Origin of the sequence: Microcoleus sp. D3_18_C2 (assembly GCF_036702395.1) — a bacterium.
GTDB lineage: Bacteria > Cyanobacteriota > Cyanobacteriia > Cyanobacteriales > Microcoleaceae > Microcoleus.
Genome location: NZ_JAUBTG010000055.1, coordinates 11,239 through 22,562, shown reverse-complemented (window position 1 = coordinate 22,562; position 11,324 = coordinate 11,239). Strand labels below are relative to the sequence as shown.

The 11,324-nt window shown below is 45.4% G+C and carries 9 protein-coding genes; 2 read left to right on the top strand and 7 right to left on the bottom strand.

The features are described from left to right. Window positions 1-292: 292 nt before the first annotated feature. The 5 genes from QUA88_RS24120 to QUA88_RS24110 form a co-directional block, all read right to left on the bottom strand. Window positions 293-3,730, bottom strand: a complete 3,438-nt coding sequence (locus QUA88_RS24120) for a PAS domain S-box protein (RefSeq protein WP_333274234.1) — start codon at window positions 3,728-3,730, stop codon at window positions 293-295. Window positions 3,731-4,357: 627 nt separating this feature from the next. Continuing rightward, entirely contained in the window at window positions 4,358-6,364 is a 2,007-nt protein-coding gene (locus tag QUA88_RS24115; protein WP_333056862.1) for an ABC transporter ATP-binding protein, read from the bottom strand. Between the two features lie 29 nt (window positions 6,365-6,393). After that, window positions 6,394-6,696 carry a zinc ribbon domain-containing protein gene (locus tag QUA88_RS29575; RefSeq protein WP_445243046.1) on the bottom strand — a complete coding sequence of 101 codons (303 nt, stop codon included), beginning with the start codon at window positions 6,694-6,696 and terminating at the stop codon, window positions 6,394-6,396. Then, a complete protein-coding gene (locus QUA88_RS29570) occupies window positions 6,680-6,937 on the bottom strand; it encodes an IS200/IS605 family accessory protein TnpB-related protein (protein WP_445243048.1) in 258 nt (85 codons plus the stop codon). Before QUA88_RS29570 ends, QUA88_RS29575 begins: the two co-directional genes overlap by 17 nt. A 218-nt stretch (window positions 6,938-7,155) precedes the next feature. After that, the gene (locus QUA88_RS24110; protein WP_333274231.1) at window positions 7,156-7,389 is read right to left on the bottom strand and encodes a hypothetical protein; all 234 of its coding nucleotides are present in this window, start codon (window positions 7,387-7,389) and stop codon (window positions 7,156-7,158) included. 451 nt (window positions 7,390-7,840) lie between these two features. On the opposite strand from QUA88_RS24110, the gene QUA88_RS24105 reads away from it, so the two are divergent. Further along, on the top strand, window positions 7,841-8,659 hold the full coding sequence (locus tag QUA88_RS24105) for a tetratricopeptide repeat protein (protein WP_333056863.1): 819 nt from the start codon (window positions 7,841-7,843) through the stop codon (window positions 8,657-8,659). 490 nt (window positions 8,660-9,149) lie between these two features. On the opposite strand, the gene QUA88_RS24100 is transcribed toward QUA88_RS24105, so the two are convergent. Together QUA88_RS24100 and QUA88_RS24095 are read right to left on the bottom strand one after the other, a co-directional pair. Continuing rightward, entirely contained in the window at window positions 9,150-9,386 is a 237-nt protein-coding gene (locus QUA88_RS24100) for a hypothetical protein (protein ID WP_333056864.1), read from the bottom strand. A 247-nt stretch (window positions 9,387-9,633) separates the two neighbouring features. After that, window positions 9,634-10,419, bottom strand: coding sequence for a TIGR01548 family HAD-type hydrolase (locus QUA88_RS24095; RefSeq protein ID WP_333211905.1), 786 nt, complete (start codon window positions 10,417-10,419; stop codon window positions 9,634-9,636). A 177-nt stretch (window positions 10,420-10,596) separates the two neighbouring features. Here QUA88_RS24095 and QUA88_RS24090 point away from each other — a divergent pair, with 177 nt between their 5' ends. Next, the gene (locus QUA88_RS24090; RefSeq protein ID WP_333056906.1) at window positions 10,597-10,908 is read left to right on the top strand and encodes a 30S ribosomal protein PSRP-3; all 312 of its coding nucleotides are present in this window, start codon (window positions 10,597-10,599) and stop codon (window positions 10,906-10,908) included. Window positions 10,909-11,324: the final 416 nt, after the last annotated feature.

The window sequence follows — 11,324 nt, the reverse complement described above, 5'->3', positions numbered from 1 at the left end:
AATTTTAGTTGGAGGGTGGGCAATACGCAGCAGACAAATTTCTGGTAAAATAACTTTTCTCTGTGTGTAGCCTGTAGAGTGCGTCTTGAGATTTTAGATTTTAGATTTTAGATTTTAGATTTTTAATATCATATCAATTTTAGTTGTCTCGTTCATATTGTTAACCAGACAAATTTCTGGTAAAATAAGTTTTATATGTTGGCGTTTGTAGGGTGAGTCAGTCTTAAGGTTAGTACAAAAAAATCTGGTTTTTCAAACTGACGCACCTTAGTATTTTTGCCTACAAACCAATTTAATTTTCTGTCCTTTTAATCGGAATTTCGATTATAAATTCAGTGCCTTTCCCCACCACCGAGAAACACTTGATTTCACCTTTATGTTTTTCGACAATAATTGAATGGGAAATCGCTAAACCCATCCCCGTTCCTGAACCTACCCGTTTGGTAGTATAGAACGGGTCAAATATCCGTTGCTTGACTCGATCGGTGATACCGGGACCGTTATCAGCAATTTTAATCACAGCGAGAGTACCTTCTACCTCTGTACGAATGCGAATAATTCCCGGATTTTCGAGCGGTTGTTGTAAAACGTCAATAGCGTTAGCAATAATATTCATAAACACCTGATTCAATAGTCCGGCGTAGCACTCCACCCGTGGCAATTTTCCGTATTCTTTAACGATTTGAATTGCTGGGCGATCGTACTCCGTACCCGCTACGCTATTGGGATGAACTTTCAGACGGTGTTCTAAAATCATCAATGTGCTGTCGATTCCTTCGTGAATGTTAACCTTTTTCATGTCAGATTCATCGAGGCGAGAGAAATTTCGCAAACTCCGCACTATATCCCGGATGCGAGTGGCTCCCACCTGCATAGAAGACAGCATTTTGGGCAAGTCGTCTAGCACAAAATCCAGCTCTAAAACTTCTATTTCTTCCTGAATCGCTGGAGAAGGTTCCGGGTATTCATCTCGATACATTTCTACCAGTTTCATCAGGTTTCTGGCGTATTCTTCTGTGTAGGTAAGATTGCCGAAAATAAAGCTGACAGGGTTATTGATTTCGTGGGCGATTCCTGCTACCATCTGACCGAGACTTGACATTTTTTCTGCTTGAATGAGCTGGGTTTGAGCAAGCTTAAGTTCGCACAGAGTTACTTCTAGTTTGGCTGCTTGTTCTTGCGCTATCCGGGCTGAATCGAGGCTTTGAGTGTAAAGTTTAGATTGACTGATCGCGATCGCTAGTTGATCGCCAATTGCCTCCATTAACTCCACTTCCTCTTTTGTCCACTGGCGAACCTCCCTGCAAGAAATGCAGCCAACAACACCAGTTAGACCCCCCGCACTTTTAATCGGCAAATCCAAGACAGACTTGCAACCAACCTCCAAAAAGAATTTTTGTTCTACGGGATCGCTGACAGTTGCAACATCATCTATTTGATAAACTTCCAAATTAGCGATTTTTCGCGGCAGCATACCCGTTATGTCAGCAGGAAAATAACCCAAAAGCGAGACCAAGTCATCATTTTTAGCTTCGTGGACGACATCCCAAGCTGGTGGCGAAGCGTCGGGCAAATACCAGATAAACACACAGCGATCGACTTGCAGCAAGTCGCGAATCTGCTGCACAGTTGTTGCTAAAATAGTATCTAAATCTAGAGATTCGCGGATATTGCTAGCTAGCTGGTTCAGCAGCGCTTCCTGCTCCGCTAATTTGCGGAATCTCGCTTCCGACTTTTGCAACTGTCTTTGAGATTCTTTTTGTTTTGTAACGTCCAAACCCAAGCCGATTAAGCCGATCGTGTTTCCAAAATCATCTTTGACCTTAGTTTTAATTGTCTCCAAATAATGTTCTTTACCATCAGCAAGCTGCATCACTTCTTCAGCATAACAGGGAATATCTTGGCTCCACGCTTGCGCGTCAGATGCCATGCAGTTAGCAGATGCTTCTAATCCCATAACTTCGGAATAGTGAGATGCTGCTAAAAATCTTGATTCAGGTATAGCCACATCTTCGCAGAAAGTTTTGTTAATTAATAACATCCGTCCGCTAGCATTTGTCAGCCATACCCAGATCGGAGCGTTGTCAATAATTGCCCTCAAAGTTTGCTGTTGTCTGGCGAGAGCTTCTTCTGTTTGTTTGCGCTTAATTCCCAGGGCGATCGTATCGGCACTTGACGCCAAAGCAATCAGCGTTGATTCGTTCAACTCCTGGCGAGCAAACATCGCGATTACTCCCAGCAACTGATTGTCAACAATTAGGGGATATCCAGCAAAAGCCACCATTCCTTCACGCGCCGCCCATTTTTTGTCCTGGATTCGGGGATCTTCTTTCACAGAATTAGTGATGTGAGGTTGTCGCTCCAGGGCGATTAAACCAATCTTGAACTCCCCGACAGCAATGCGGCTGTGAGCGCCGTCAATATGAGTATATATCCCCGCGCTTGCTTGCAGTTGCAATACATTTCCGTCTTCATTCAACGTCCAAATCCGAGCAAAGGCAACATCCAAATGGCGCACAACTGCATCGGCGCAATATTGCAAAGTTCTACGCAAACCCTGGTTTTGAGTTAGAACAATTCCCACATCTGCTGTGAATAAAGAAAGTTTCAATTGTTCTGCTAAAGCTTGTTCTGCTATTTTTCGCTCTGTAATGTCCGTAGCAGAACCGAGACGCTGCTTAATTTTTCCCTCCTCTGTTCTGCTAAATACAATTTCCCGGCTGACTAGCCAGCGCCAACAGCCATTTTTGTCGCGCACCCGGTATTCGTACTCACCAACTTCGCCGTCGGGAGCAGTTTCCAATTGCTGCAAATATTCTGGAAATTTAGCTAAATCATCAGAGTGGATAATGGTAGGCAACAGACTGCTGCCCATTTTTTGAACTTCTTCGACGGTATAGCCCAGCGCGACATTGATTTCGCGGTTGTTGTACACATTTCGCTGCTCGATCTCGTCGTAGACATAGAGAATATTCGGAGTAGCATTGGCAATTTGTTCGAGAAAACGCTGGCTTTCTTGCAGCGCTGCTTCTGCTTGTTCTTGAGCGGTAATGTCGCGCCCGACACCATAGATCAATTCTTCCTCGCAGAAACCCGTAGCAGTCCAGGCTATCCACTTGTAAGAACCGTTGCGACAGCGCCAGCGATTTTCAAACCCAACGGTATTATTCCCCGTAGCAACACTTTCAGCTTCTTTTAAAGCAGTTTCGCGATCGTCTGGATGCACGAATTCAATGAAGAGTTTGCCAATCATTTCTCCTGGGGAATAGCCGAGGATTTTTTCTGCTGCTGGGTTGATGAGTGTTATATAACCGTCAAAACTAATGACGCACAGCATATCTAGCGAGAGGCTAAAAAAGCGATCGCCCCCGTTGGGTTCGCTGGATGGGCGATCGTTTTGGGCTGCGACAGCAGAAGCTTTTGATCCCGCCCATACCGCCAAAAAGACAATATTTGCTATTGCCAAAAATCCCAGGGCGAGTTGGCGATGGTAGAAATTATCGCCACTGCCAGCTACGAGCCACCCGTTTAACACCAGCAGTACAATTATCAAAATTGAGAATAAACTCCCAGGGGCGATCGTCGCTACGCTGATTTTTTTTTCAGAATGCTTTCTAGATTCTGCTTTTTGTATTGTGGTGACTGCAGCCATAATTTTTGTCCACAACAATTGCAGGAATTTCACCAATTTAGTGCTTTTGGATTCTCCTACTTGAACTGAATGTTTCATTCTTTTACTCTATAGTTACTTTGAGTTGTGCTGATTTAAAAATTACAATAAAGATGTTTAAATATTATAAATATTTCCTACTTTGCGAGCTCTAATATTGAATAATTGGGTAAATGTACCCAAAACGAGGAGATAATTAAGTATATTTACGGAAGTAGCCACCAATCTCTTTTTAGCTGGGGTACGCATTTGCTAATTTTTGCGACTCAGAGAGAGAGTTTACTTATAATACTACGCGATATATTGTTGTTAGTCATTGGACATTTGGCCTAATTTACCTAGTCCTAGACGCAAACCCTAATTATCTAGGCTGCGCCTGAATCTGCTTACCGCCTTATCGTAGCCTGTTATACCGCACTTTTGGCCTGTAGAAATAACTTGGTTTGATGTAGAAAAATACTGCGTTTAGCGCCCTGGCTGTGGGTTAAACAGCCCGGAATATTAGTCAACTTCAAACAGGTTGAATGTGAGCATAAATTATGAATTTAAAATAAATATAAACTTCTGATTTGTGAAAAAAAAAATCTTCCTAGCAGTTTTTCCTTGCACGAGATGTTCGCGCGCAATGGCTAATTAGTAATTGGTAACGGGCAATTGGTAATTGATACGAGTTTAAAACACTAGATATCAATTTTGTTCTGATTCATCCGCAGGCGATGGGGGCCAAGCAGCTTGGCGACCTAGTTGCTGTTGCCGAATTCGCTCCAAATTCCCCGCTGGAATAGAAGCTATGAGTTGTCGCGTGTAAGCTTGCTGCGGTTGGCGGTAAATGCGCTCAGCAGTGCCAATTTCTTCGATTTTACCTTTGTTCATCACGATCGCGCGATCGCTCATAAACTTGACCACGCTCAAATCGTGAGAAATAAAAATATAAGTCAGTCCAAACTCTGTTTGCAACTCCTTCAGCAAATTTAAAACTTGCGCCTGCACCGACACATCTAATGCCGAAACCGACTCATCGCAAATAATAAACTTAGGATTCAAAGCCAAAGCTCTAGCAATACAAATTCGCTGTCTCTGTCCACCCGAAAACTCGTGAGGGTAGCGCCGCATAAAATCGGGATTTAAACCCACTCTATCCAACAAATAAGCCGCGCGATCGCGCTGTTCTTTCTGGTTCTTACCAAAGCGGTGAATCACCATCGGTTCCATCACCGCATCCCCAACACTTAGACGCGGATCGAGAGAACTAAAAGGATCTTGAAAAATAATTTGCAGATCGCGCCGCAGCCACCGCAATTTGCGATCGTACTCTTTTTTCATCCGGTAATTAGCCATCCACTGCGATGCCGAACTACTTCTGGCAGGAGGCGTAATTTCTTGACCTTCAAAAAACACTTTACCGCTGGCGATCGGAATTAATTGCAGCAAAGCCCTCGCCAAAGTAGATTTGCCGCAGCCAGACTCGCCCACCAAACCCAAAGTCTCGCCGGGGTAAACCTCAAAAGAAATATCGTTTACCGCCATAAACAAGCGTTTAGTTTCGCCAAACATTCCCTGCACCGGAAAACCGACTCGCAAGTTATCAACAGCTAGCAAAGGGCCGGAAATATGCGGCAGCCTAGGCGGTTTTCCGGTTGCAAAAGCGGGATTTCCCCCACTGTTGTCGCCGTCTAAATCGGCATTTTTCTCGACAATTACTAATTCGCCGCTAGCATTTGTGGTGACATCCATAAAATCGGAAACTGTCGGCAAACGGCGCCTTTGCCGATCGAGAGTTGGGCGGCAAGCTAATAAACCTTTTGTGTAAGGATGTTGGGGATTGGTGAAAATTTGTTCGATCGCACCGCACTCAACAATCTTGCCTCGGTACATCACCGCCACCGTATCGCCAATTTCAGCAATGACGCCCAAATCGTGGGTAATAAAAATCATTGCCATGCCTCTAGAGTCCCGCAACTCCCGCAGCAAAGCTAAGATTGTTGCCTGCACGGTTACGTCCAAAGCCGTGGTAGGTTCATCAGCAATTAATAAAGTTGGATTGCAAGAAATGGCCATTGCAATCATCACGCGCTGGATTTGACCGCCTGATAGTTCGTGGGGATAGCGATCGAGCATAGCTTGTTTTTGGCCGTTGACGAGCTGCATCAAATCGCGATCGTCCTCCCGAACCGCTTCTTGCCGCAAAGCCAAACACCGCTGCCTGAGCTCATCGTCGCCCGGTAGCAGCTTCACTTCTTGCAGCAAAGAAGCAGCTTGGCGTCGCGCTTCTGTCTGCGACACCTGTTGGTGCAAACAAATGGCTTCTGTGAGTTGGAATCCGATCGTATAAACCGGATTTAGCGAACTCATCGGCTCTTGAAAAATCGTCGCAATCTGACTGCCCCGGTATGTTTGTTTTTCCCTGTCCGGCATTTCCAGTAGATTAAGGGGCCCATTGCTAGCGCCGTCTTTTGTCGGAGAAAACCAAATTTCGCCCTCGATTTTCGTTGACGAACTCGACAGCAAACCCATAACAGCCAGGGATGTTACCGATTTTCCCGAGCCCGACTCTCCCACGATGCCCAGAGTTTGCCCTCGCTTGACCTCAAACGAAATGCCGTCAACCGCTTTGACGGTTGCAGACGCATCGCCTGCGTCCGCAGATTGAAATTGAACCCGCAGGTTGCGAACTTCTAGGACGGTTTCACTCATGGAAGTCTATGGCAAAAATTAAAGGGAGACTAAGTGGATTGTAGCAGGGCCTGGTAAATTACCCAGCACGCTCCCTGAGTACAGGCACAGTGTGGGCTTTCAATCGCCCTGAAATAATCTTGCACATTGCAAAACAATCTCGAACATAAGGGCTTATTTACGAAAGCCCCAATAGCAGCAATATTCTTACTGCCGTTTAAGTCGGCATCACCTTTCCAGCCACAATGGTCACAAGCGAACTTTTTACCAATTCTATAAGATTCGCCCCGTCCAGGGTGAATATGATTGCACTTGTGGCACATTTTGCTAGTATATCTAGCTAGGCTCCCCAAACAAAATCTTTACGCTATGCTTTATAGCTTTGTAGATTAGGAATTGGCGCAACTGAAAGAATGCCCAGTTATTGAATCGTCTCCGCACTTGTTTCGAGCGTGGCTGCTGATTTGTGCGCTCCCTAATTCCCGTCAAATCTTCCAAAGCGACAACTTGATTTTTGTTCTTAGCCTTGGTTACGATACGGTGACTGATAGTGTGATTTACCAAAGTCTGAAAGCGCTTTTCCTTGCCCGACAACCGTTTCAACAATTCTCGACATCTACGCCGAGTGCAACGCGAGCCTTTCCTGGCTTTTCGCTGGATATTTGCTCTCAACTTGGCATAATGATTCCTAACTTTGGTAATTTATTTACCGCTAAATGTATCTCCCTCAGAAGTAACTGCAATATCACTCCTACCCAAATCACAGCAGTAAGTTTAAGGCTCTGGGAGCGAGAAAATTTTGTTTTTATAAATTATCGAACAATAGGGAACCAGAGGTTTTTAATATCGAGGAAAGATAATTTAATAAATCTTTGTATGCTGCAAGGACGACTCTCAAATAAAATGGGATAAGGCATCAAAGAAGCCAGCAACTCAATACTAACTTGTTTGTGGCATTGCCAAAGATATACCAAGATTTTAAGCGTCACGTATACGTCCGTTTTTAGTTGGTGTTGCAGGTGGATGTGGTAAAATTGAGGAAACATATTTAACAGATGGGGCTTGTTGACAAAAATTACCTCATCTTTTTTACCGCAACTTGCCGAAATCCGCAACAGGTAGGGATTTTGACGAGGTTGTCACCCCGTCAGCTCGCGAACGCCTGAAGGGTTGCATCAATTTTGATGGACTGCTCAGGCGCTACTTGGAGCTTGCAAGGGGCGGGTAAACCTGCCAATATCTGCCAATAATTGACAATCTCAAAAACCCGCGCCGGCCGGGATATTATGGTCAATCGATCGGACATGATATCAGTTAAACCCGCAACTACCCAACCAAAGTCCGCCTATCCCGACGAAACAAAATCCAGAACCTGCGGAGGCAGGTTTTGTCCCTGTAGCTGCGACTTAAGTCGCCCAGACTTTTCAAACATCTTCTAACCAACGCCCGCCAATTCGGTTAATAATATGTTTAGTAAAGTTTAAACGACCAACAACGATGATTCGCTCAGTTTTCACATTTTTTACAGTATTAATTGTAACCGGATTAGTATGGTTGGGAAATATCGCCCCCGTTGCCGCACAAGTACAACCAACAGATATCGCCGATCCCCAACAGGAATTGGGAGAACTCGTTCAAAAAGCTTTTGAAGCTACAAATGAAGGCAAATTTCCCGCCGCTGAAACTTTTTGGACTCAAATCATTGAAAAATTTCCCTCACAAGCGGCAGCTTGGAGCAACCGAGGCAATTCTAGAGTCAGCCAAAACAAACTACAAGCCGCTATTACCGACTACGAAAGAGCGATCGAACTAGCACCCGACGCCCCCGATCCCTACCTAAACCGCGGCACCGCCTTAGAGGGTTTAGGACGCTGGGAAGAGGCGATCGCCGACTACAATCATGTACTAGAATTAGACTCCCAAGATCCAGCCGCCTATAACAACCGAGGCAACGCCGAAGCAGGTTTAGGACAATGGGAACAAGCAATTGCCGACTACAGCAAAGCCTTTGAACTAGCCCCCGAATACGCCTTTGCCCGCGCCAACCACGCCCTGGCACTTTATCAAAACGGGCAAACCAAAGAAGCAATTCGCAACATGAAAAACATCGTCCGCAGATACCCCCAATTTGCCGACATGAGAGCCGCCCTCAGCGCCTGTCTTTGGGAAGCTGGAAATCGCGGCGAAGCTGAGAGCAATTGGGTAGCAGCCATCGGCCTCGACTCCCGCTACAAAGACCTCGATTGGGTTGCCAATACCCGCCGCTGGCCACCACTTGCAGTCAGTGCATTAGACAAATTCTTGCACTTGAAATAATCTCAAAACGCCAATGAAAAATTGTGAGCATCCCATAATTGTGGCGTATAATTCCTAAAAGGGATGCTCCAAAAAATTGCCAAATTTCATCCTAAGCTAGCAGTAAATAAACTCTTGAAGAACCATTTAACTGGTTCCCAAGCTCTGCCTGGGAACCGATGTAAGCGAGGCTCTGCCTCGGCCCAGACTAGGGAGGCTCTTCCTCCGGGTCTGCGTTACCAGGCTCTTCCTGGTAACGAGTATAATCATTTAGGATTGCTAAGCTGTTCGGCATTTAAAGGGCTTGCGTAAGGTGCGTCAGCATCTAAGGTTTTCCGTTTCAGCGTAAGGGTTCTAGCTGACGCACCCTACTAGCCTCGTTACTGGTTTAAATGCTCCACAGCTTAGAGCAGTAAATAAACTATTGAAGAACCATTAAAACTCTTCTTCCTGGTTTCTTATTTCCTCAATATTCATCCCTAAAATCCGTTCCCTCCGTTGAATTCTCTTCTCAAAAATCGTATTCTACTTCTCCAGCAACAATCCTATCTGTCACCAATATTCTGTACAGTTCCAGTTCTTCAACAGTAACTTTTCCGTCAGCACAAATCGCTCTTCTGATGTCTTCCATTTCTTGCTTAGATATCTTGCCGTTAGCAACAGCTCGCTCGATTTGGGCTTGGAGCTTTTCTAGTTGCCGAGTTTCTTCCAGCGTAGGTTGTTTATCAGTCGATCGCGAAACTAACATAGTGGCACTCTCCTAGAGCTTAACCTCTACTCTGTACTAAGCCGCCGCCGCAGATATTGTCAACTCAAAGATGCAAAAATTGACAAACAAATGTAACAAAACTACATTTACTTGTCAATAGGATAAGGTGCAAAATTATTTAACAAAATTACCTTTGTTTGTCAATAATATCCGGTTCGCTGCACCCTACAGACATTGTTTATCAAAAAAATAAGGTGCGGAATGCGTAGCCTACAGACTGACTGGCCTACTGAACTAATTCCCAAATCCGCGCAGCCGTCAACTCCTCGACATTCCTGAAAACCGCTGCTGCACCCGCATTTTCCAGCCCAGCAGCATAAGCCTCGCAGCGCACAGCATCATCCAAAACATGAGGTGGCAAAATTCCAGCCCCCAGCCAAACCCGATTTGGTTGCACTTCCCGCGCCTTCACAACCGTGTAAATATCCGCAACAGTATCTCCCGCGTAAATCACGGGCAAATTTTTTGCTAAACCATGCAGAGTTTCCAACTGTTCAATTGCCGCGAAAAGTCCAGCCGGATCGGGTTTTCCCGGTGCATCTTCCATCGCCACCAACACCGGGGAATTTAAACTCAGTTTCCCTGACAAAACATAAGCAGCTTCATCCCGCATCGCCCCGCTAAAAAAGCCCCAAACAATGCCCCCAACCGTTAAACTTTCCAGGTAAGCCGGACTTAACAGCAGCGGTTCGTCGCAAATGTAACCAGTCCAATTTTTCTCATCGGGCCCGCGATAGCGACTTTGGAAAAAAGCCACTAATTCGTCATAGTTGAGAGCGAGTTGGTTTCTCGATCGCCCAATTCCCTCAAAATAACGGCAAACTAACTCGAAAGACGCCTGCCAGTCATTATTCCACACTCCCTCAGACTTCAGAGAGTCGATATCGAGAGAATTCGGGCGAAAAGCACCCGCCGTGAAATGTTCCACCGCATCCGCGATCGCCCGCCGATAGGAACCCGACACATCCCGCACCACACCATCAATGTCAAAAACTACAATAACTCTGTTCACAATTTAACCATCCTTGTACCTAGGGCGGGTGAGAACCCAAATTTTATCGGTTTCCAGCCCCTGAGTGGCGCTAAAAGCAGTCGCGCCACAAAACTTTTTATGGCCGATGACCAATTATCGAACAGAGTGTGCTACGCTTAGCGATTGTAGAAATTTTTAACAAGTTCGATCGGAACCCTGGAGGTTTGCTTGTCCAAGTTCATCTTAAAAGTTCTCTGGCTAGAAGAGAATGTTGCCCTCGCCGTTGACCAAGTTGTCGGCAAAGGAACTAGCCCGCTGACATCCTACTTTTTCTGGCCACGCAAAGATGCGTGGGAAGACCTCAAAAACGAACTCGAAGCCAAACACTGGATTGCTGATAACGATCGCGTCGAAATCCTCAACCAAGCCACAGAAGTAATCAACTACTGGCAAGAGGAAGGCAGACGGCGCCCGATGACTGAAGCTCAGTCAAAGTTCCCCCTAGTGACTTTTACCGGCAGCAACTAAGCCCCGCTTTTAGTTGCTACCCATATACATTGCCTGTTATGGCTAACGAGGGGAAGGAGAGAGGGGAGAAGGCGAGAGGATTTGACGCTTTTTCCACCTCGCCGTGAAACATAAAATTTGAATTCGCTACAGCTTATATTGATATTAAATCCGATTTTCATACCTACTCTGGTTGTGGGCTTGGTCGATTCGAGATTTATTGAAAATAAAGCTCTAAAATCGGCGTTGTTTTGATAATTAATACTTAAGCGAAAAGTGGTTTGACGCGCTGCTTATAGATTTTTATGAACGGGCAAGATGCCCGTTCCACAAGAAAATTCCCTCTTTGTGGAACAGGCATCTTGCCTGTTATTGAAAAGGGTGCAAAATGTGAGTTATAACTGAAATGTACCATTGTCAATAAGCTTTATGAACGG

Coding starts and splice junctions, on each gene's coding strand:
- QUA88_RS24110 (WP_333274231.1), bottom strand. CDS start 7,389: ATGTTTCCTCAATTTTACCACATCCACCTGCAACACCAACTAAAAACG.
- QUA88_RS24100 (WP_333056864.1), bottom strand. CDS start 9,386: ATGTTAGTTTCGCGATCGACTGATAAACAACCTACGCTGGAAGAAACT.
- QUA88_RS24105 (WP_333056863.1), top strand. CDS start 7,841: ATGATTCGCTCAGTTTTCACATTTTTTACAGTATTAATTGTAACCGGA.
- QUA88_RS24115 (WP_333056862.1), bottom strand. CDS start 6,364: ATGAGTGAAACCGTCCTAGAAGTTCGCAACCTGCGGGTTCAATTTCAA.
- QUA88_RS24120 (WP_333274234.1), bottom strand. CDS start 3,730: ATGAAACATTCAGTTCAAGTAGGAGAATCCAAAAGCACTAAATTGGTG.